Origin of the sequence: Peribacillus sp. ACCC06369 (assembly GCF_030348945.1) — a bacterium.
GTDB lineage: Bacteria > Bacillota > Bacilli > Bacillales > DSM-1321 > Peribacillus.
The window spans coordinates 777,645-800,050 of record NZ_JAUCEN010000002.1 but is presented as its reverse complement, the minus strand read 5'-3'; the positions used below and the strand labels follow the sequence as shown (position 1 = coordinate 800,050).

The window sequence follows — 22,406 nt, the reverse complement described above, 5'->3', positions numbered from 1 at the left end:
CCTGTCCCTTATTTTTCTAGGTCTCGAAGAGTTTCAAGCGCTTCTTCGACGTGGCCTTTGACTTTTACTTTACGCCATTCCTTGACTATTTTACCTGCCTTATCAATCAGGAAAGTTGAACGTTCAATGCCCATATATTCCTTGCCGAAATTCTTTTTCAATTGCCACACATCAAATGATTCAGCCGCTTCATGGTTTTCGTCAGCTAGCAGCAGAAAAGGCAATCCATGTTTTTCGATGAATTTTTCATGACGTGCCGCCGGATCTGGGCTTATACCAATAATGACAGCGTTCAATTCCTCGAATTGTTCATTGTGGTCCCGGAAATCACAGGCCTCCGTCGTGCATCCTGGCGTCATGTCTTTTGGATAAAAATATAAAACGATGTATTTCCCTTTAAAATCCGATAGGGAAACCATTTCACCATTGTTTGCAGGGAGTTGAAAATCAGGTGCTTTTTCTCCAATTTTAACAGTCATATTGAATCCTCCATTTCCTTCATTATGGTAAGAGTACCCAATAATCGAAAGAAACACAACTTTCATTTATCCTTCCTATCTTTATGCTCCAGATCGATCACCGTCCGAATCACGAACGCTGCCGGGAGTGTGTACCCGATGAAAGCCTGAATGGTAGCTATCATCCTGCCCATTCCAATTGGGGCTATATCTCCATACCCTACAGAAAACATGGTCATCGCGCTAAAATAAAAAGAAGTCTTCAACTGTTCATAGAATGTGCCATCCAATCGATTGCCCATATCAAGAATCACCGAATGATTCTGAAGCTCGTATAATAAATAAATCAGTGCAAATCCAACTAATATCGTCGCATATAAATTGCCAAGCCACAGCATATCCTCCAGAGAAAACTTCTTTCCTCCCGACTCAACAAGAAATAACGTCCGAATGCTCATCACCATGCAAAAAATGATTCCTGCAATCAAGATGTAGAAAGTCATCCCCTACGCCCCATTTCAAAACGCCACTTCCTTTATACATACTCCCTGTCCTAACAATATATTCTTTTTTAGGAACAGACTTCAGCCTTATCACTCACACACCCTAAAGGCATTTGTCAAAATGTCGGGAACGTTTCCCGATTTTTTTCATGTTGACCCTTTTGGTCGGATATGTTAAGATTATCTAAATTTTTATAATAGTTTTTATTTTATAAATATTTGGTACCTGCAATCAGTTTATCAGCAGGTTTAGTGAAATTTCATATGTGGAAATAGGTTCCTAATTTTCATTAGGATTAAAAGGGAAGCCCGGTTTGATTCCGGCACGGTCCCGCCACTGTAATGGGAATGTTAGCGCCATCCAATATGCCACTGATCTACGGATCGGGAAGGCTCGCTGCTAATGATATTCCCTAAGTCAGGAGACCTGCCTATTTCGACAACACTGTTTTAACCTACGGGAGATAGGGAGGTGTTAGGGACCTTATAATTATAAGGGGCATTCTGCATGTCTCTTTATTTTAAGCATTTCTAACTTTCTCTTATTGACAGTTAGGGGTGCTTTTTTTATTGTTTTTAAACAAATCAAAGGAAAGTAGGAGGATGAGAATTTTGAAAAGCAGTAATTTGGGGTACCCGCGAATCGGGGAAGATCGTGAATGGAAACGTACATTGGAAGCATATTGGTCTGGGAAAATCGATGAACCAAAATTTACGGCACAACTAAAAGCCATCCGTTTAGGCAACTTACAAAAACAAAAAGATCAAGGCATTGATATCATTCCTGTCAACGACTTCACTTTCTATGATCAAATGCTCGATATGTCCGTCATGTTCGGTCTTGTTCCTGAACGTTACTCTGCCTATGAAGGCGGAAGCGTTCCCCTTTCCGTTTATTATTCAATGGCTCGCGGGAACAATGATGAGGTCGCTTCCGAAATGACGAAATGGTTCAATACGAACTATCACTATATCGTCCCTGAATTAAAACTGCCACAGCTGACTTTAACAGAAAATAAACCACTTGTAGCATATCGGGAAGCCAAGGAAAAGCTAGGGATTGAAACGAAGCCCGTGTTAATCGGACCTTATACTTTCATCTCCCTTTCCAAAGGCTTCAAAAAACAAGATATCCCTGGCATAATCCTGCGCCTGCTTCCTCTATATACGCAAATCCTGCAGGAGTTGGAGCAAGAAGGCGTGAAGTGGATTCAAATGGACGAGCCTTCTCTTGTTTCATCCATTTCCAAAGATGATATGCAAACTGTTACTTACCTTTATGAAAAACTGAATGAAGCAGCACCAAACCTAAACATCATGCTGCAAACATACTTTGATGCCGTGGAACACTACCAAGAAGTCATCGAATTACCAGTTCAGGGAATCAGTCTTGATTTTGTACATGATAAAGGAAGGAATCTAAGTAATCTTGAAGCATCCGGCTTCCCGAAGGACAAAGTGCTTGGTGCAGGTGTGATTGATGGAAAAAACATTTGGCTTTCTGATTTATCGAAAAAGATTCAATTGATCGACACTCTAAAGAAAAAAGTAGCCGAAGACCGAATCTGGCTTCAACCCTCTTGTTCCCTGCTTCATGTTCCAGTGACCGTTCGTAATGAAACCGCCGTTTCAAAAGAAGTGAAAGAAACCCTTGCTTTCGCCGATGAGAAACTTGAAGAAATAACACTCTTGGTCAAAGGGAATAATCAGGGCTTTGAAGCAATCGCCGATAAGGTCGATGCTAATAAATTAACGGTTCAGACGTTAGCTAGTTCAAATGCACGGAATCATAAGAGTGTACAATCCAGTGTCGAAAAGGCTAAATCAGAGCATGTTGGACGTCAGCTGCCATTTAAAGAACGTTACCAAAAACAACAGGAATTTTTCAAATTGCCTTTTCTACCTTCAACAACGATCGGTAGTTTTCCCCAGACATTTGAAGTTAAGCAAGCACGCGGGAAATTCAAAAAAGGAGAATGGAGCGCTGCGCAATATGAAACATTCATTAACGAAGAAATCGGCAGGTGGATCGACATTCAAGAAGAAATCGGCTTGGACGTTCTCGTACACGGGGAATTCGAACGGACGGATATGGTTGAATACTTCGGTCATAAGTTAGGCGGATTTGTCTTTCTAGAAAAGGGCTGGGTACAATCCTATGGGTCTCGCTGCGTAAAACCACCAGTCATTTATGGCGACATCCATTTCATCGAACCGATGACAGTCAGGGAAAGTGTATACGCACAATCACTTACGAAGAAGACCGTAAAGGGAATGCTTACAGGTCCTGTCACGATTTTGAACTGGTCATTTGTCCGTGATGATATTTCCAGGGAGAATGTATGCTACCAGCTGGCACTTGCTTTGGAAAAAGAAGTCATTGCATTGGAATCGGCAGGAATCAAAATGATCCAAGTTGATGAACCTGCACTTAGGGAAGGTCTACCATTGAAAAAAAGCGATCGCGATGAGTATTTGAACTGGGCTGTGAATTCGTTCTTGATATCCACATCAAGCGTGGAGGATACAACGCAAATTCACACGCATATGTGCTATTGCGACTTCAACAGTTTCATGGATGTCATTTCTTCCTTGGATGCCGATGTAATTTCCATCGAAACATCCCGTAGCCATGGAGAGCTTGCTTCCGCATTCGAGGAAAAAACTTATGAAAAAGGTATTGGCCTGGGTGTGTATGATATTCACAGTCCCCGAGTTCCAGCAGTGGAAGAAATGGTCGATATGATTGAACGGGGCATCAAGATATTAGATAAAGACCAGTTTTGGATCAATCCCGACTGCGGCCTGAAAACAAGGGGTATCCCGGAAACCGTCGCTTCCCTGAAAAACATGGTCGAAGCAGCAATAATCGTCCGTGAAAATCTGTTAGCCCAAACAACAGGCAAATGATTGAAAAGGAAAGCGGCTTATCAAATGCCCATCCAACACAGCAGTCACGGACTTTCCTAACCGACCTTGTTTTTCCACCGGATACGAACCATCATAATACCATCTTTGGCGGGAAAGTAATGGCTTATGTTGATAAAATAGCCTGTATTTCAGCTATGCGCCATTGCCGAAAACCCGTTGTGACTGCTTCAAGCGACTCTTTTGATTTTTTGGCCCCCATCAAGACAGGGGACGCAATTAACCTTGAAGCTTATGTCACTTGTGCCCATCGCACATCAATGGAGGTATTCGTGAAAGTGGAGCGTGAGAACTTATTAACAGGTGAAAAGCAGCTTACGGCACGCGCTTTTTTAACGATGCTGGCCATTGACGAAAACGGTAAGCCGACAATCGTACCTCAGGTCATTCCGGAAACGGAAGATGAAAAGCAGCAATATGTTCAAGCACAAGCAAGATATATTGAAAGAAAGAATAAACGCAAATAAACAAAAACCCCTTCAACATGAATGCTGTTGAAGGGGTTTTTTTAGTTTCCTGCCCCACGGTACCTCTTCACTCCTTGATTCCATATGAAAACGGATATCATGAAAAAGGCAACCCCGATTACAGGTGTGGCAAATGCATACGCATACCACTCTTCTTTTCTAAGGAAATAAGATGCCGGATAAACACCAACAAACGCGAATGGCAGCACCCATGTAAGGATAAAACGAATGACCTTATTATAAATATCAACAGGATAGCGACCGTAGTTCCCGATATTGTACATCATTGGCATGATGGATGTTTTCGCATCCGACCAGAACCCAATGCTTGCTATCGCTACGAATATGGCTGCATAAGCAAGGGCCCCTCCTATTGCAAAAATGATGAAAAGAATCGGGTCATACCACGCAAGCTCCAGATCCAATGAAGCCCCCGAATAGAATATAATGATCAAACCGGTCACAACGCCAAATAACGATTCTAGCTCGATTCTTTCTAAGATGACTTGAAAGAGGCTATGTATCGGTCTTGTTAATATCCGATCCATCTCACCTTTGACGATATAGCGATCATTAAAATCCCAGATGTTGAAAAAGGCTGAAAAAAGGGCGAATGGGATAAGGAAGAATCCATAAATGAATATGATTTCTTCACGGCTCCACCCGCTTAAAAATTGGGTATGTCCAAAAACGACTAAGATAAATACCAGATTCACGACCTGATTCAGCAGGTCAGATAGGATTTCCATGAAGAAATCGGCTCTATACTGCAATCTTGTTTTCATATACTGACTCACATATTGAAAAAACATCGATACATAAAACATCCCGTCAACCTCCTTGAATAATCAGCTGTTTTTTTGCGACTATCCATAAAAGCTGAATCGGTATTATAAGAATGATGCACCAAATTAACTGCTGTAAAAGCGCCATGCCAATTTCGCCTGAACTGTACCCGTTCGTAAAAATCATGCTTGGTACATAGCTGATCCCTTGAAAGGGCAAATATTTCATCACTTCCTGCGCCCATATCGGATAGAAACTGATGGGCAGCAGCAGACCGGAAAATAAATCAATGATAACCCTTTTAGCCCGGATCAATCCGGCATTATTATATAAGAAAAAGGTAGTGATTCCTGTCAATAAGTTAATTTGTGTATTGATGATGAAGCTGAACAGCAAGGAAATGCCGAATATCCCCCACGTAGCCGGCTCGTGTGGCAATTCAATAGGAAAAATGAAAGCTACCAGCAGCATTCCCGGAATCGAGAAGAAGAAGAAACGGAATATCCCCTCCCCAAGTCCTTGCATCGTTTTCATGCCTAAATAGTTATAAGGACGGATCATTTCAATGGCGACCTTGCCGTCCTTAATTTCAGTGGCGATTTCGCGGTCAATATTATTGAAATAAAAAGCACGCGCCATCCATGCAACAGCGACGTAGGTTGTCATCTGCATACTTGAAAGTCCTTCGATGGAGCTTTTCTCTCCATATATCGCATTCCATAAGAAATAATAAGCACCGATATTAATGCTATAAATTAAAATGCCGGTATAATAATCCGTTCGATACGCAAGCATCATCAAAAAACGCATGCGAATCATTGCAATATACTTCCCCATTGCCCTCCCCCTTCTTGATAGACACGTTGTTTCTTAATGATTAGAGAGTCAGACAGTGCCTTCTTCATAAATATTGCGAACAATCTCTTCAATGGACGTTTCATGGATTTTGATGTCCTTTATTTTAAAATGTGACACGACAGCTGAAACAAGCTGTGAAATATGATCACTTTCTTCTTTCAACAAGGCAATGTAAGTTTGATTTTTCTCATCATAAACCCAGTTAGCAGTAAATGGGAGTGGTAAGGATTGCAATTCCTTCAATTCAATCGGCTCGATGAATTGAAAATGGATCTGTTTTTCCTCAGCCCAGTTATCTTTCAAACTCTGCAATTCCCCATCATATATGATTTGTCCTTCATCAAGCATGATTACGCGCTCACACAATGCCTCAATGTCACCTAAATCATGGGTAGTCAAAAGGATTGTCGTATTATATTTCTCATTGATTTCTTTCAGGAACTCGCGAATTTTCATCTTCACGAGTACGTCAAGGCCTATTGTCGGCTCATCAAGGAACAGCAAAGGCGGATTGTGAATCAGTGCTGCCGCAAGCTCGCAGCGCATTCGCTGACCAAGTGAGAGTTTACGCACTGGTTTGTCCAGCAAAGGACCGATATCGAGCGTCTTGATGACATGTTCCATATGATCGTTATAATGTTCATCCGTTACTTTATAGACCTTTTTTAGCAGCCTAAAGGATTCCTGAACCGCAATATCCCACCATAGCTGTGAGCGCTGACCAAATACGACTCCGATTGTTTGAGTGAACTTTTCCCTTTCCTTATGTGGATTCATGCCATTGACCGTGATTTCACCCGCTGTCGGTTCCAAAATACCTGTCAGCATTTTGATAGTGGTCGATTTTCCTGCACCATTTTCCCCAATATAAGCTACCATCTCACCCTTTTTTACAGTAAAATTGATATCATTGACGGCAGGGACGATTTTATAATTTCTTGTAAGTAAATCCCGGAAGGCACCTTTTAAGCCTGAACGGCTTGATGCCGACTTAAATTCCTTCCGAAGCTGTTTCACTTGAATTGCATCACTCATCCTGTTACATCCTCCGTAATCTCTTGTCCTAATGAATTAGTTTATCCAACCTAACCCTTTTAGACAATAAAAATGCTTGGATGCCATCTACCATTTTCAGGGCGAATCCGAACGTTGTACCAGATACATATATAAAGGAGACGATCATGCCATGAATATTAAAGAATTTTTACTATCCCAAATCGAAAAGGTCGTAATCGACCTTCGATATGACTTCCTTTATGAAGATGAATACGGAGAATTATTATGCCAGGTCATCCAAAGGGATTCCAGCGGATCGATTGAAAGCACCCCCATAAGTTTCCACATTCCTATTAATGAAGAAAAAGGAACCGGCCAACTTATCTATTACCAAGCCCAGGGCGAAATGAACCGCCAATCCTTCGACATCGAAAACCCTGCCACCATCTTGGACATTTTATCTTTCATATCCGGAGTTTTGGGGTCCGACCCCATTTCCCAAACAAAATGAAGGCCCAGGAATGCTGCTGCTCTAAGGCTGCATCATTCCAACAGAGGCCGGATCACATTTCCTAGCCTTCCACCACAGATTTACGGACGGAAAAGTGCTATGATTAAGGTGAAATATGTTTATATTTTTAGGAGGTTTTAAGATTGGATTTTAGTAATTCGGAGCTTTTACATAAAGAGGCATTAGAACATATAGTTGGTGGGGTTAACAGCCCATCCCGTTCTTACAAAGCTGTAGGCGGCGGTTCACCAGTTGCAATGGATCATGCCAAAGGGGCTTATTTCTGGGATGTAGATGGCAATAAATATATCGATTATTTAGCTGCATATGGCCCGATCATCACAGGGCATGCCCATCCACATATTACGGAGGCAATCGTTAAAGCGGCAGAAACCGGCGTTTTATACGGCACACCAACAAAACATGAAGTGAAATTTGCCAAAATGTTGAAAGATGCCATTCCATCCATGGATAAAGTCCGCTTCACCAATTCAGGCACTGAGTCTGTCATGTCCACCATCCGTGTGGCCCGCGCTTACACCGGACGCGATAAGATCATCAAGTTTGCCGGCTGTTACCATGGTCACTCGGACCTTGTTCTAGTAGCTGCTGGTTCAGGCCCGTCCACCCTAGGCACACCGGACTCAGCCGGCGTGCCCAAAAGTATCGCACAAGAAGTCATCACGGTGCCTTTCAATGATATCGAGCCTTTTAAAGAAGCACTGAATAAATGGGGCAATGAAATTGCAGCCGTACTTGTTGAACCGATCGTCGGTAACTTTGGAATCGTAGAACCAAGCCCAGGCTTCTTGGAAGAAGTCATTTCATTATCTCACGAAGCCGGATCACTCGTCATTTTCGACGAAGTCATCACAGCTTTCCGCTTCATGTATGGAGGGGCACAGGACTTCTTGGGCATTCAGCCCGATTTGACGGCGCTTGGAAAAATCATCGGGGGCGGACTTCCGATTGGTGCCTATGGCGGCAAAAAAGAGATCATGGAAACTGTCGCACCGTTAGGACCAGCCTATCAAGCAGGTACGATGGCAGGAAATCCGGCTTCCATGCTTTCCGGGATAGCTTGCTTAGAAGTACTAAAAGAAGAGGGTCTGTACGACGAGCTTGACCGGCTGGGAAAAATTCTTGAAGAAGGTATCCTGAAAGCCGCTCGCCAATATAATGTCCCGATCACCATCAACCGCCTAAAAGGGGCATTGACGATCTATTTCACGACAGAAAAAATTGAAAACTATGAGCAGGCGGAAAATACTGATGGCGAAATGTTCGCTAAGTTCTTCAAACTCATGCTCAACCAAGGCATCAATTTGGCGCCTTCTAAATATGAAGCATGGTTCTTGACAATAGCTCACACGGACGATGATATCGCTTATACTCTAAAAGCGGTTGAACATGCATTCAAAAACCTAATTTAATAAAACGAAACAGCATAATTATGCATTTTTTATACACCCCCAAGATGTACATCAATCTTGGGGGTTTCTTATTTCCGTGTAATAAATCTTTTAAATTAGCCTTTGGAGCAATTCTCCACAAAAATTCCATCAACCACAGCATCCAATCCATTGTATAAAAAATTGATTTCTGAATATTTAAATGATATGATATGGATACATTTATATACATTTATACACTTTCTTTCAATCTATAAAAAAACTTGGACGATTGTTCGGGTTTACTAATATTTCCCCCATTAAACAAATGCTACAGGAGGTGAAAGGCTAAGAATAAGGGCAGCCTTATTCAAGCCACACATATGACCCAACAATGGACACCTGCTACATTCAAAGAATTTTACAAGGAAGAACATGATGCCTGCGGAATCGTTTCCCGAATCGAAAAAAAGAAGATCCCTACTAACGAAAACATCTTTGCCTGTATCGACGCCCTGGTTAAAATGAACCATCGCTGCGGCTTCATCAATGGCGAGGGTGATGGCGCCGGCATCCATATCGATATTCCCCGGGCTCTTTGGAAAAAGAAGCTGGAAGCGGTAAATATCGATCCAAGCATCGTCGATGAAGATTCCTTCATAGTCGGCCACTTATTTTTAAGCAAAAAAACAGATGCGAACGACTTAAAAATCGAAATAAAGGAGAAACTGCTTCAACATGGTCTCTCTTTGATATATGAAACAGATAAAGCATACCGTTCTGAGGCCTTGGGACCGATTGCCATTCAGGAAGACCCAATGTTCTGGCAATTCGCCTGTTCCTCCACCATCAAAAACAACCAGGAGCTCTCAAATCTTCTTTTTGAGCTGACTTCCGACATCGAAAAAAGTGATTTCGTCCATGTTGCATCCTTAAGCCAGCATCATGCTGTCTACAAAGTGATGGGTGCGGGGGATACCCTCCCTGCATATTATCTTGATCTTGCAGACCCTTTAGCTGCCTCCACCATGACACTGGGACATAACCGTTTCTCCACTAATACTCTATCAAGCTTCTTCCGGGTCCAGCCTTTCAGTGTACTTGGTCATAATGGCGAGATCAATACCATTGCCAAATTGCGTGATGAAGCGAAAATGATCGGTGTTCCCATCGCTAAAGACGGAAGTGATTCACAGGATTTAAACAAGACGATCGAAACTTTCATCTGCCGCCATGGCTACTCTTTATTTGAAGCTGTCGACCTTATGTTCCCGCCAATCATTAATGAAATCAAGGAATATCCAGAGCACTTACAAGACTTATATACGTATTTACGGGAGGCTTGGGGTCACTTTGCACAAGGTCCAGCAGGAATCATCTCACGTTTCGGCGATGAGGCCGTGTTTTCTGTCGACTCTTTAGGTCTGCGCCCGCTATGGAATATTGAAACGGAATCATCCTATATGTTCACTTCCGAACCAGGAATCATCCCTTCAAGTGAATATACCGGAGATCCTAAACCGATGGGACCTGGGGAAAAAGTGGGTTTGAAATGGAATGGTGACCGTATTGAGTTGTACACCTACAAGGATTACCAGGATAAAGTATTTGAACTCTTCAATAATCGTTTCGTTCTTTCCAATGACCGAGTCCGCTTGCAGCCCCAAGTTTTTGAAAAGGTTGTCTCCATGACAAACACGCAAGCCATTCATAATGGTCAGTATAAAGCTTTCGGTTGGGAAAGGGAGCATGTTCAATTAGTGGAACAGATGGCCGAAAAAGGCGCTGAGCCCATTCGTTCACTTGGTCATGATGCTCCTCTGGCTGCACTTAATCCCCAACGGACCAACATTGCGGATTTCATTAAGGAAAGTGTGGCTGTCGTAACCAACCCAGCGATAGATCGGGATCGGGAAACCGAGCACTTCTCAACAAGGACCATCATCGGAAAACGACCTTCCCTATTCGAAGCCAATAAGGCTGGAAAGGTTATGGAGCTGCTGACTCCTTTATTGATTGAAGGATTGACGGGTTATGAGTGTTCATCCATCGTATCGCAGCCAAGCTATGATCAGTTCATTAAATATAACCAAGATCAAAAACTCGTGCATTTCATTTCAAGCACGTTCAAAGAGGATGAAAGCATCACGGATGCTTTAACCAGGATTACGGATGAAAGTGTCAATGCAGTGGATAAAGGAAAAACGCTGCTCGTTCTGGATGACGCCCTTGCCCATCAAAACGGCAACCTTTGGCTTGATCCCCACCTTGTCACTTCAGCCGTCGATCAAGCATTGGTCCGCACAGGCAAGCGCCGGGATTGTTCCATCCTTTTACGTTCCGCATCGCTAAGGTCACTGCATGATATCATCGTTTCTTATGGTCTTGGAGCCAACTTAATCAGCCCGTATTATATGTTCCTATCCTTATCTTCAGAGGACCTTAAGGGGGTTACCAATCTATATAACTCCTTGACGAAAGGACTTGAGAAAGTTATCTCCACCATCGGCATTCATGAGCTGCGGGGATATGGAAGACTTTTCTCTAGCATCGGTTTACATGAGGAAATCGCAAAATATTTAAATGTGGCTAACTTCTTCGGTTCCAATGATCTGGATTACAATTTTGATAAAATCAAGGCTGACGCCATCCAGCGTGCGGAAGATTACTGCAATGAAAAAGAACGGATGGGAAAGACCTTCCATTTATTCCCTAGGGTTTGGAAGTCGATCGGGGAAGTGGCTTCAACCGGTGACTATGACGCTTATCGCGAAAAGATCACCGAACAGGAAGAATCCAATCCTACGACGATCCGACACTTGACATCATTAAAAGCTTCAGATTCTTCAATCCCTTCTGAAGAGGTCAGTCTTTCGGTCGGCGAACAGGATTTGCCGTTCGTCATAGCCTCCATGTCCTTTGGATCACAAAATGAAATTGCTTTCCGGGCTTATGCAGAAGCTGCCGAGCGGTTAGGCATGATCAGCATGAATGGTGAAGGCGGGGAAATCAAGGATATGCTGGGCAAGTACCCGAAATCCCGCGGTCAGCAAATCGCTTCCGGCCGTTTCGGTGTCAACGCAGAACTCTTGAACTCTTCAAATCTATTGGAAATTAAAATTGGGCAAGGGGCAAAACCTGGTGAAGGCGGACACCTTCCCGGTTCCAAGGTCACAGCGAAAATCGCAGAAGCCCGGAATGCAACAATCGGTTCCGACTTGATCTCCCCTTCCAATAACCATGATATATACTCAATTGAAGATTTGGCCCAAATGATCCATGAACTAAAAACGGCAAACGATAAAGCAAAAGTTGCCGTCAAGGTTCCGGTCGTTCCAAACATTGGTACGATCGCGGTCGGCGTCGCCAAAGCAGGGGCCGATATCATTACGCTTTCCGGTTTTGATGGCGGAACAGGTGCTGCCAGGATCCATGCACTCGCACATGTTGGTCTGCCAGTCGAGATTGGTGTGAAAGCGGCCCATAATGCTTTACTTGAGTCAGGTATTCGTCAGAATGTTGAAATATGGGCTGATGGTGGGTTAAAAAGCTCGATGGATGTATTGAAATTAATGCTGCTCGGGGCAAACCGTGTAGGTTTTGGGACACTTTCGATGATTGCCGTCGGCTGTACAACGTGCCGCGGTTGTCACCTTGATACCTGCCATGTGGGCATCGCCACTCAAATCGAATCGGAAGCACAAGCGAAAGAACATGGGCTACGCCGTTTTGTTCCGCGAAAATTTGATTTAGCCGTTCAAGGATTAACGAATATGTTCAGTGCATTTGCCAAAGAACTCAAAGCGCTGACCGGATCACTCGGGGTGAAGAATCTTCAGGATATCGTCGGACGTTCTGATTTGCTTCAGCAAAGTAAAGGTCAACAATCAATGGATTTAACCTATTTATTGAAAAATTTGGATATAACACCGTTCTCACATAAAGAAACGGCGGCATATTTGAATGAAGGCTCCATGCAGGTTGCCGTTGGCGCTGAATATCTGGATTCACATGTAGATGATCTGCAGCAATCCCGCAACTATAGCTCGATCACTTCCGAGCAGCGTGTACTAGGCAGCAGGGTGTCCTGTCATCGCGTTAGGGGCAGATTGGATGGTTCATACAAAAAACTTCCTCCCGTTCACCTATCCTATCAGGATGGTTCCATCCCGGGTAATGGACTTGGGGCATACAATACGGAGGGAATTACGATCAGTGTGAATGGCGGCGCCCAGGATGGGATTGGCAAAACATCGATTGGCGGTAATATTGCCATCTTTAAATCTCCCGGAAAAGACGGAAAGTTCTACAATGGCTCTGTCGGTAAGGGCTTTGGATATGGTGCACAGCATGGTCTCCTCATTGCCCAAGGTGATGCCGATGCCAGAGCGGGAATCCGGCTTTCCGGAGCAGATATGATCATTGGAGGATTATTGAAACAACCACTTCCTGAAAAGGAAACCGGTAATATTGCGGTTACTTCCAATATTAAGGGATTCGCTTTTGAATACATGACAAATGGAAGAGGTTTGGTTCTGGGTGATCCGGGTCCATGGATTTGCGCAGGGATGACAGGCGGTGTCGTTTATTTACGGCAACAGCCTGAATTTGGATTAACCAAAGATGTCATTAAAAAACGGGTTGCAAAAGGGGCAAAGATTTCCATTGAGTCCCTGTCTGCAAAAGGCCTGCAGGACGTGGCCGAACTTCTTGGCAAGTACACGGCACTCTTGAAGGATCATGGCCAAACGGAAGAAGCAGCCTCCTTGGAGGCTCTGCTTCAAAATCCTGGAGAGCACTTCCTTCAGGTCGTTCCTGTGAAAGAACAAGCGGATCCTGCTGTATCCACAGAGTGATTCCGAAAACAAATTTAATCGAGAATCGTTCATTAAAAAAGCTGATGCTCTTCAATTCGAGCATCAGCCTTTTCCAGTCATTTACCTCTGGGGTAGTCTTTTAAACGAAGGAAAAACGCACTTGAAAAGCAGCCAAGAAATTGCCTATATTTTCTTTATATATTAAACTTGATTTTACCTATTGTAACTCTAAGGAAAATCCTGTATATTACTTTTTGTTTACATCCTCTTATTTTAGTGTAAAGTACTAACAAATAAGTTAGAATACAATTTTAAGCAAAAGCCTATATATAAATAGAGCATTTTTCTTACCATGTTCCATTACATCACAAAGAAAGGATTAACCTATATATGAAGTTTGGTGCCCGCATTCTCAAAACAGGAATAGCAATTGTTTTAGCGCTTTATCTATCGGAACTGCTTAACCTTCCTGCTCCTGTCCTTTCTGGGATTGCTGCAATTTTTGCAATACAGCCGACCATTTACCGTTCGTATCAAACGGTGTTGGAGCAAATTCAAGGAAATATCATTGGCGCGTTGGTTGCTGTCTCCTTCGTTTTGTTGTTCGGAAATGATATTTTTATAATCGGTCTTGCCGTAATGGTTGTCATAACCATCAATTTAAAATTGAAAATGGATAAAACGATTGTCCTTTCCATCGTGACGGTCATTGCCATCATGGAAAACCAGGAAGGGGAATTCCTTAATTTTGCCTTTATACGTCTTTCATCCGTTTTGCTGGGAATCGTTTCTTCTTTTATCGTGAATCTGGTTTTCATTCCTCCAAAATATGAAGCAAAACTTTATACACGCATTACAGATGTGACGGAAGACATCTTAAAATGGATCAGAATCAGCACAAGACATGCTACAGAACACACTTTATTGAAGAAAGACATCAGCCGATTAAAGGCGGAATTACTCGATCTCGAACATATCTATTCCATGTACAAAGAGGAACGAGAATATTTCAAGAAGAACAGTGTAGCTAAAGCAAGAAAGCTTGTCGTTTATCGGCAGATGATCATAACAACAAAAAAAGCGTTTGAAACCTTGAAGAGAATCCATAAATTCGAGAATGAAGTATATCAAATGCCTGAAGATTTCCAACGGAGTATCTTACAACAGCTTGATTCCTTGATTCGCAAGCATGAACAGTTGATATTACTGCATATCGAAAAAATCAAGTCGATTGGGGAGATTGAAGATTGGGACCAGGATTGTTTAAGTCGTAAAGAGCTGCTCGCCCACTTTTTCGAACAGCAGAATCAAGTGGACGAAATGCATGATAATCTAGGCCATCTCTCTGCCCGTCTTGTACCATTGATTTCTGCAGTCATAGAATATGACGAACAATTGGAACATCTTGAAAAGCTGATCGTCAGCTTCCAGTCCTTCCATAAGGAAGATAACGAAATATCTGTCCAGTATGAAGAAGATTAAAAAAGACGGTTCCCCGGGAACCGTCTTTTTTCGTCTCTATTTAGAGCATGCTCCTCATTCAATCATCCAAAAGGTTCTTATCAGCAGCCTTTTCAATCGTATCCAATTTCTTCAAAAGATCCTGCAGCTCATCTTCTGAGAATGAGTTGAAGTTCTTGCCCATCAATTGGTTATGCTCCGCAAGGACTCTCCCCAAAATCGCTACCCCTGCCTCTTTCAATTCAAGATTGATGACCCTGCGATCCTTTTCAGAGGGCTGCCGTTTCACATAATCCATTTCGACCAGCTTATCTACAAATACGGTAATTGCACTTGGCTTTACGGTTAAGAAGTCAGCCAGCTGGGTCGATTTGATCGACCCCTCTTTTTTCAATATCAATAATATGAAAAACTGAGGCGACGTTAATCCATAAGGCTGAAGATTTTTTGCTACGATGGCCCTAAGCTTCTTCCTAATCCGAAAAATCTGCATTTCTATACTATTAGTTACTTCCCATTTAAAATCCAGCCTTCTCACCCCTTATATAGGACAATCCTACCTCTTAAATTTAATTAAATGACATACCATTGTCAAATTTACTTTCCATATATCCTTAAAACTAAAAAAAATTCAAATTTTCCCCATTTAACTGTATTTATTTCCTACTTCCATTCCGAATAAATTACATGACAAAAAATAATTAAACTGGTAAACTCTTTAGTTAATAATATTAATACTTATAAAAATTAATATTTATTAAAATTAACAAATAAACATTGATATGGGAGGCGTTGTCAAATATAGGTCAAGTCATTTAATGAAACTGATTCAAAAACCGATCATCAATATTTTTTTGGAGGCGAAACAAGTGAATAGAGGACGTTTAGTTTTAATCAATATCATTGGTTTGGTTATTATATTGGCGGTAGTGGCCGGTGGGGCTTATTACTATTATGAAAGCACGAATTTCATTAAAACGGATGAAGCGAAAGTGTCGGGTGACCTTTATACCATCGTTGCCCCCGCAACCGGAAAATTAGCAGATTGGGACTTACACGAAGGAGACAGTGTAAGTAAAAATGACAAAGTTGCTAATGTAACCACATCAGATGTAAAAGAAGCAGTAAAAACGGCAGCGCAAGGGACAATCGTTAAAACACAAGTACATGATGAGCAGCTGGTTCAAGCGGGTCAAACGCTTGCTCAGACCATCAATATGGATGATCTATCCATAACGGCTAACATTGAAGAAAATAAATTGAAGGATATTGAAAAAGGTGACAGCGTCGATATTATCATCGATGGAGATCCCGATACTGTCTTCGAAGGTACATTGGAACAGATCGGTTATGCGACAACGTCTGTCTTTTCAGTGATGGGCAATCAAAACAGCAGCGGAAACTATACGAAAGTCACTCAAAAAGTACCAGTGAAAATTTCCATTAAAGCACCATCCGATAAAGTTCTGCCTGGAATGAACGCAGAAGTGAAAATTTCAACTAAATAAACCGTCAATACAGTTATACAGAAAGGAGGCTTACCTTAAATGGCTTCTCAAACCATCTCAGTAAATGAAAACAAGGGAATGAAACAGTTTGCCCCCATGTTAATTATCTTAATGCTAGGTTTGTTCATGGTCATTTTGAATCAAACCCTGCTTAGTGTCGCCATGCCGAGGATGATGGCCGAATTTAATGTAGCTGCGACAACGATTCAATGGTTGTCAACTGGATTCATGCTCGTGAATGGAGCTTTGATTCCACTGTCCGCTTTTTTAATAGAACGGTTCGGCACGCGCATTTTATTCCTCGCTGCCATGTTTCTATTCACTGTAGGGACATTCATCTGCGGCATCGCACCAAATTTCCCCGTCATCCTTACTGGCCGGCTGATCCAGGCTGCGGGCGGCGGGATCTTGCAGCCATTGGTCATGACAATCATTCTTTTCATCTTCCCTCCAGAAATGCGCGGGAAAGGAATGGGAATCTTTGGTCTGGCCATTATGTTCGCCCCTGCCATCGGTCCGACTTTATCTGGTTGGGTCATTCAGGAATATAGCTGGCGGGTCATGTTCTACGCAATGGTGCCATTAGGCATGATTATCATGACACTTGCCTTTATAAGTATGCGTAATGTAGCAGAACCCAAGAAAATAAAATTGGATTTGTTGGGCGCCTCTCTATCCTTGATAGGTGTTGCATCATTACTATACGGTGTCAGTGAAGCAGGCTCCAAAGGCTGGACGGATTCCATCGTTCTGGGAACGATCATCATCGGGCTTATCCTTCTGAGCCTATTTGTGGTTCAACAGTTAAAATCGGAAGCACCTATGCTCGACTTCCGTGTATTTAAGTATGACATGTTCGTATTATCGAATATCATTTCCGCCATAGTCACAGTGGCCATGTTTACCGGGATATTCTTATTGCCTATCTATTTACAGACTCTAAGAGGATTCACACCCGTTCAGTCCGGTCTGTTGATGTTACCCGGAGCCCTTGTGATGATGGTGATGTCACCCATTTCAGGAGCATTATTCGACAAAATCGGACCTCGTCCATTAGCACTTGTCGGTTTAGCGATTACTGCTATCACAACCTTCGAATTCGCTAAATTGACTACGGAAACTACCTATTCGACTTTGGTCGTCATCTACGCCATCCGCTCACTTGGAATGTCTTTACTTATGATGCCGATCATGACAGCTGGGATGAATCAGCTTCCTAAGCATTTGAATACACATGGTACGGCAATGAGCAATACGCTGAAACAAGTAACTGGAGCAATTGGTACGAGCTTCGTGACGACCATTTATACAACCCGTGCTTCTTTCCATGGAACTTCCTTAGGTTCGGAAATGAGTACGAGTGATCCCGGTTTTGTTCAGAATTTCCAAACAATCGTTCAATCCATCATGAGTTCGATGAATCAAACGAGAGAACAGGCACAGGAAACTGCTATGTCGCTGATTTCTTCACAAATCCAGGGTCAAGCAAATGTGATGGGAATCAATGATGCATTCTTTTGGGCAACAGGTTTCGCAATTGCCGGTATAGTTCTCTCATTGTTTTTGCGTGACGTTCGGAAGGACAAAGCAATGAAACAAGCTAAACAGAAAAAATTGGATGTACCTTTGCTTCCTTCACCAGTAAAAAAATCGGTTTAATTAAATGGGGGATTTAATATGAAAATCTATGTTGTATACGACAGTGAAGGTAACCATACGAAGGCACTTGCCGAATCAATAGCTCACGGAGCCGCTGGGGTTCCAGGGGCTGAGGTTCTAATTGACCATGTAAACGAAGCGGATGTTTATAAGCTTCAGGAAATGGATGCCATCATTTGGGGATGTCCGGGTCACTTCGGCACCATCAGTTCGAGTTTGAAAACATGGATTGATAAACTTGGGTATCTATGGGCGGAAGGAGCGCTGATCAATAAAGTGGGTGCTGTTTTCTGTACGACTGCCACCATACATGGAGGACTCGAGGCTACCATGCTTAACTTAATCACCCCAATGCTTCATCAAGGCATGATCATTGTCGGCTTACCCGGCACTGTCCCGGAAAACGCCTTATATGGTTCCTACTATGGTGTAGGAATAAGCTGCCCGCCCGGGGTGGATGACAACATAACCAAGAACGACTTGCAGCTTGGAGAAGCATTAGGAAAACGGGTAGCCCATGTCACCCGTTCATTCACAAACGAGCTCTAGGAGGCTTGATTCAATGGGCATAATTCTAATTATCATCGTTGCCATTTTAGCGGTTTCGGGCTTGATCACATTCAATATCAAAGCTTTATCACCTGAAGATAAGCCGGTTCTCGAGAAAGAGAACTCGTCGGAAGAGTCCGCTTCTTCTTCGGATGATGATCCCGTTACCGAAATCATCGTCCCAACAGACAATGATGAATTGAAAATGAAAGATCAGGATTATCGTTCGGCACTTTCCAAGCTTCACAACCAAAAGCCTGACGATGAGCCAACTGCAGAAAAAAAGCCTAATCTCCGCAAAATGAAAGACGAAGAATATCGTGGTAAATTGGAAGACTTCCAGCAAAATGGCGATTGAAACACGCCCCCTCATTCGGCATATTTGCCTTTTGGGGGTTTTGTTTTATATGCCATGAAAGGATCTTCTCTTACCTCTGCAACCACCTTCAAACTTAGGGATCGACATGCAGGTTTTACTTTTTTTTCTGGTTGACAAATATTCACAAAGACTTTAAGCTAAATTAATGCAACACAAACATTTTTTTAAACTCAGCTTTTGTTGAGAGACGGAATTTTAAAAGGATTTCCTTTTTTCGTTCGTCACTTGCCTTTTTGGCAGGTGGCGATTTTTATTTTTACAGGGGTGAAAAATATGCAACTTTTGAAGTATTCCATAATGGTCTTAATTGGTTCGATCTCATATGGCACATTATCCACCATGATCAAGTTTGGATTTATGGATGGCCATTCATCTGGAGAACTGGTCGGCAGTCAATATCTTGTCGGTTGGCTGATTGTCTCCGTTTTATTTCTTTTTTCGTTTAAATATAAAGTTTCATGGAAGAGTGCCGGATTACTTTTAATCACGGGCATGATGTCCACTTTCGTCGGAAAGGCATATGCCGTTTCCGTATCCGAGCTTCCCGCTTCGATTGCCGTTGTCTTTTTATTTCAATTTACCTGGATAGGCGTCCTCATTGAAAGTTTCATAAATAAAAGACGCCCGGATAAAAATAAACTCATTGCTATTTTCGTTCTCTTCATCGGAACATTATTGGCAGGGGCGATTTTTGGTCAGCCTCTATCTGCCCTAAGCCTAAAAGGCGTATTGTTCGGACTATTGTCTGCGGTGCTTTTTGCGCTATATATGTATTGCAACTCTCAATTCGCAGTTGGGGAATCTTCAATGAAACGGCTGTTTTTCATTGCAACGGGTGGTATGCTGACTGCTGTATTCACAACTAACCCCGTTACACTTGTTACGAATCTTGTCCAAACGAACCTATGGTACTACGGTTTGTTGCTCGGTACTTTGGGTGTTCTTGTTCCTTTCTTTTTCTTTGCTGTCAGTCTGCCGAAAGTGGGAGTCGGGCTTGGAACGATCCTTTGTGCAGCGGAATTGCCATCAGCGATGGTCGTATCCGTCATCTTCTTGAATGAACAGGTTACGTCACTGCAATGGTTCGGGATGTCCTTGATCATTGTCGGTATCGCCTTGCCTGAGGGAATAAAGCATCTTCCTCAATTCCTTCCTGACAGAAAAAAAACGCTGCATGAAAAAAGAATTTCCTAACAGGTTCATCATTATAATAAGAAAGACCATTCCCGTTAGCGGAATGGTCTTTCTTATGTATATTACTTTGGCGGGAATCATATGGTTTTCCTTTTCCCTTAGGAATCCAATTGTTGTACTTGAAATAGGCTGTAGTAATGCCCTTGCTTTTTCATAAGTTCTTCGTGTGTTCCCATTTCCGTAATTTCCCCATTATCGATATGAACGATCCGGTTGGCATGGGTGATGGTTGATAAGCGATGGGCCACGATGATGGTGGTCCGGTTTTTCGCCAAAATATCAAGTGCCTCCTGGATATAGTGTTCACTCTCTAAATCCAATGCGGATGTAGCTTCATCCAGCACAAGGATAGGTGGGTTTTTCAAAAATACCCTCGCAATGGCAACCCGTTGCTTTTGGCCTCCGGATAATTTAACTCCCCGCTCCCCGACTTTCGTTTCATACCCCTCTTTTAGACCCATAATGAAGTCATGGGCATTCGCCGCCCTTGCCGCTTCAAATACTTCTTCATCACTTGCATCAGGCCGTCCCATAAGGATGTTAGCCTTAACCGATTCACTAAATAAGATATTATCCTGTAGCACCATCCCGATTTTATCTCTTAGGCTGCGGACTTGATATTTACGGATATCCGTTCCATCCAATAATACCCTTCCCTCCGTCACATCATAGAAACGGGAAATTAAACTGACGATCGAGGATTTCCCTCCGCCGCTCATCCCGACAAGTGCAATGGTTTCTCCTGGTGTAACATCCAAATTTATATGTTTTAAAACGGGTGCCTCTTTCTCGTCATAAGCAAACGAAACATCCTGAAAGGTAATTCGGCCATCTACATGCTTAAGCTCTTTCGCCCCTGGTTCGTCATCGATATCATACTTCTCATCCACAAACTCAAAAACCCTGTCCATGGACGCCAATGTCTGGGTCATTGTTGTCGAAGAGTTAACTAATCGTCTGAGGGGATTATATAGCCGGTCTATGAAACCGACGAAAGCAACCATGGTACCCAGCGACAATTGTTCGTGAATGACTTGATAACCGGCAAAGCCTATCACGAGCAGGGGGGCAATATCCGTAATCGTATTCACGACAGCAAATGACTTAGCATTCCAACTCGTATGCTTTAGGGCCTTTTCCAGGAAATTCTTGTTCTGCTTCGCAAACAGTTCCTGTTCCCTGTCTTCTATCGCAAAGCTTTTGATGACTGACATCCCTGAAACCCTTTCATGAAGGTGACTCTGTACATCCGCTAACGCTTGGGAGCGAATCCTTGTATAGGTTCTCAACTTGCCAAAGAAATGCTTAATCGAAAACGCATAAAATGGAAGCATGATGATGGATACAATGGTTAACTTCACGTCCATCGTAAACATGATGGCTATCACTATGACGATCGTTGCGATATCCAGCCAAAGATTCATCAAACCCGTGATGACAAAGTTCTTCGTTTGTTCCACATCCGTGATCATCCTTGAGATGACCTCGCCCACTCTTGTATTGGAATAATATTTAAAGCTCAGTTTCTGTATATGAGTGAATAAATCATTACGAATATCATATAGGATTTTCGTTCCGGTCCATTGAGCGAAATACTGTCGATAATACTCAATCGGCGGTCTAACCGCAACAAAAATGAACATCATGATGCCCATTGCCCATAAAAGGCGTTCAGACTTCACAGCTTTGGACAGGTCACCATTTCCGATGATGTCATCCACTATGTACTTACTGAGCAATGGAAGCAAAAGCGGAATTGCGAACTTCAGCAATCCAATCAATACCGTCCCGATTATCTGCCATTTATATGGTTTAACGAATTGCAAATACCTCTTAATGCTCTCCACGGAATCCCTCCTTTTCTGATTCATTAAATCAAAATGCTAAAAAAAGTCCCTAACGTTCAATTTGGAATCATATATGCACTTTTCAATTATATTT

18 protein-coding genes and 1 riboswitch are annotated in these 22,406 nt (G+C 42.6%); of the genes, 11 read left to right on the top strand and 7 right to left on the bottom strand.

What is annotated here, in order from left to right:
* Positions 1-8: 8 nt before the first annotated feature.
* Positions 9-479 (bottom strand): thioredoxin-dependent thiol peroxidase, encoded by a 471-nt coding sequence (bcp, locus tag QUF78_RS04650; RefSeq protein WP_289318482.1) that lies wholly within the window; start codon positions 477-479, stop codon positions 9-11.
* A gap of 62 nt (positions 480-541) precedes the next feature.
* Positions 542-961 (bottom strand): potassium channel family protein, encoded by a 420-nt coding sequence (locus QUF78_RS04645; RefSeq protein ID WP_101225970.1) that lies wholly within the window; start codon positions 959-961, stop codon positions 542-544.
* Between the two features lie 257 nt (positions 962-1,218).
* A riboswitch (cobalamin riboswitch) is annotated at positions 1,219-1,410 on the top strand.
* Positions 1,411-1,564: 154 nt separating this feature from the next.
* Here QUF78_RS04645 and metE point away from each other — a divergent pair.
* Both metE and QUF78_RS04635 read left to right on the top strand, forming a co-directional pair.
* A complete protein-coding gene (gene metE / locus QUF78_RS04640; protein WP_289323767.1) occupies positions 1,565-3,871 on the top strand; it encodes a 5-methyltetrahydropteroyltriglutamate--homocysteine S-methyltransferase in 2,307 nt (768 codons plus the stop codon).
* Entirely contained in the window at positions 3,868-4,356 is a 489-nt protein-coding gene (locus QUF78_RS04635; protein ID WP_289323766.1) for an acyl-CoA thioesterase, read from the top strand. Before metE ends, QUF78_RS04635 begins: the two co-directional genes overlap by 4 nt.
* A 41-nt stretch (positions 4,357-4,397) precedes the next feature.
* Here QUF78_RS04635 and QUF78_RS04630 read toward each other — a convergent pair whose 3' ends face one another.
* From QUF78_RS04630 to QUF78_RS04620, 3 genes are read right to left on the bottom strand one after another with little or no spacing between them, the layout of a single operon-like run.
* Positions 4,398-5,183 (bottom strand): ABC transporter permease, encoded by a 786-nt coding sequence (locus QUF78_RS04630; RefSeq protein ID WP_289317907.1) that lies wholly within the window; start codon positions 5,181-5,183, stop codon positions 4,398-4,400.
* Between the two features lie 4 nt (positions 5,184-5,187).
* Positions 5,188-5,979, bottom strand: coding sequence for an ABC transporter permease (locus QUF78_RS04625; protein WP_289317908.1), 792 nt, complete (start codon positions 5,977-5,979; stop codon positions 5,188-5,190).
* Between the two features lie 48 nt (positions 5,980-6,027).
* Positions 6,028-7,035, bottom strand: coding sequence for an ABC transporter ATP-binding protein (locus QUF78_RS04620; protein WP_289323765.1), 1,008 nt, complete (start codon positions 7,033-7,035; stop codon positions 6,028-6,030).
* A 151-nt stretch (positions 7,036-7,186) separates the two neighbouring features.
* Between QUF78_RS04620 and QUF78_RS04615 the strand changes: the two genes are divergently transcribed.
* From QUF78_RS04615 to QUF78_RS04600, 4 genes are all read left to right on the top strand, one after another.
* Positions 7,187-7,507, top strand: coding sequence for a hypothetical protein (locus QUF78_RS04615; protein ID WP_289323764.1), 321 nt, complete (start codon positions 7,187-7,189; stop codon positions 7,505-7,507).
* 143 nt (positions 7,508-7,650) lie between these two features.
* Entirely contained in the window at positions 7,651-8,940 is a 1,290-nt protein-coding gene (locus QUF78_RS04610) for a glutamate-1-semialdehyde 2,1-aminomutase (RefSeq protein ID WP_289323763.1), read from the top strand.
* Between the two features lie 341 nt (positions 8,941-9,281).
* Entirely contained in the window at positions 9,282-13,754 is a 4,473-nt protein-coding gene (locus QUF78_RS04605; RefSeq protein ID WP_289323762.1) for a glutamate synthase-related protein, read from the top strand.
* A gap of 351 nt (positions 13,755-14,105) precedes the next feature.
* Positions 14,106-15,197 (top strand): FUSC family protein, encoded by a 1,092-nt coding sequence (locus QUF78_RS04600; RefSeq protein ID WP_289323761.1) that lies wholly within the window; start codon positions 14,106-14,108, stop codon positions 15,195-15,197.
* A 58-nt stretch (positions 15,198-15,255) separates the two neighbouring features.
* Here QUF78_RS04600 and QUF78_RS04595 read toward each other — a convergent pair whose 3' ends face one another.
* Positions 15,256-15,714 carry a MarR family winged helix-turn-helix transcriptional regulator gene (locus tag QUF78_RS04595; RefSeq protein ID WP_289323760.1) on the bottom strand — a complete coding sequence of 153 codons (459 nt, stop codon included), beginning with the start codon at positions 15,712-15,714 and terminating at the stop codon, positions 15,256-15,258.
* 331 nt (positions 15,715-16,045) lie between these two features.
* On the opposite strand from QUF78_RS04595, the gene QUF78_RS04590 reads away from it, so the two are divergent.
* The 5 genes from QUF78_RS04590 (at position 16,046) to QUF78_RS04570 (ending at position 20,465) form a co-directional block, all read left to right on the top strand.
* Entirely contained in the window at positions 16,046-16,684 is a 639-nt protein-coding gene (locus tag QUF78_RS04590) for a biotin/lipoyl-containing protein (protein ID WP_289327222.1), read from the top strand.
* A 54-nt stretch (positions 16,685-16,738) separates the two neighbouring features.
* Entirely contained in the window at positions 16,739-18,343 is a 1,605-nt protein-coding gene (locus tag QUF78_RS04585) for a DHA2 family efflux MFS transporter permease subunit (protein ID WP_483313878.1), read from the top strand.
* 18 nt (positions 18,344-18,361) lie between these two features.
* Complete coding sequence (locus QUF78_RS04580) at positions 18,362-18,892, top strand: NAD(P)H-dependent oxidoreductase (protein WP_289317916.1); 531 nt, start codon at positions 18,362-18,364, stop codon at positions 18,890-18,892.
* Between the two features lie 13 nt (positions 18,893-18,905).
* Complete coding sequence (locus tag QUF78_RS04575; RefSeq protein ID WP_289323758.1) at positions 18,906-19,250, top strand: hypothetical protein; 345 nt, start codon at positions 18,906-18,908, stop codon at positions 19,248-19,250.
* A 294-nt stretch (positions 19,251-19,544) separates the two neighbouring features.
* A complete protein-coding gene (locus QUF78_RS04570; RefSeq protein ID WP_289317918.1) occupies positions 19,545-20,465 on the top strand; it encodes an EamA family transporter in 921 nt (306 codons plus the stop codon).
* Between the two features lie 98 nt (positions 20,466-20,563).
* Here QUF78_RS04570 and QUF78_RS04565 read toward each other — a convergent pair whose 3' ends face one another.
* Positions 20,564-22,312 (bottom strand): ABC transporter ATP-binding protein, encoded by a 1,749-nt coding sequence (locus QUF78_RS04565; RefSeq protein ID WP_289323757.1) that lies wholly within the window; start codon positions 22,310-22,312, stop codon positions 20,564-20,566.
* Positions 22,313-22,406: the final 94 nt, after the last annotated feature.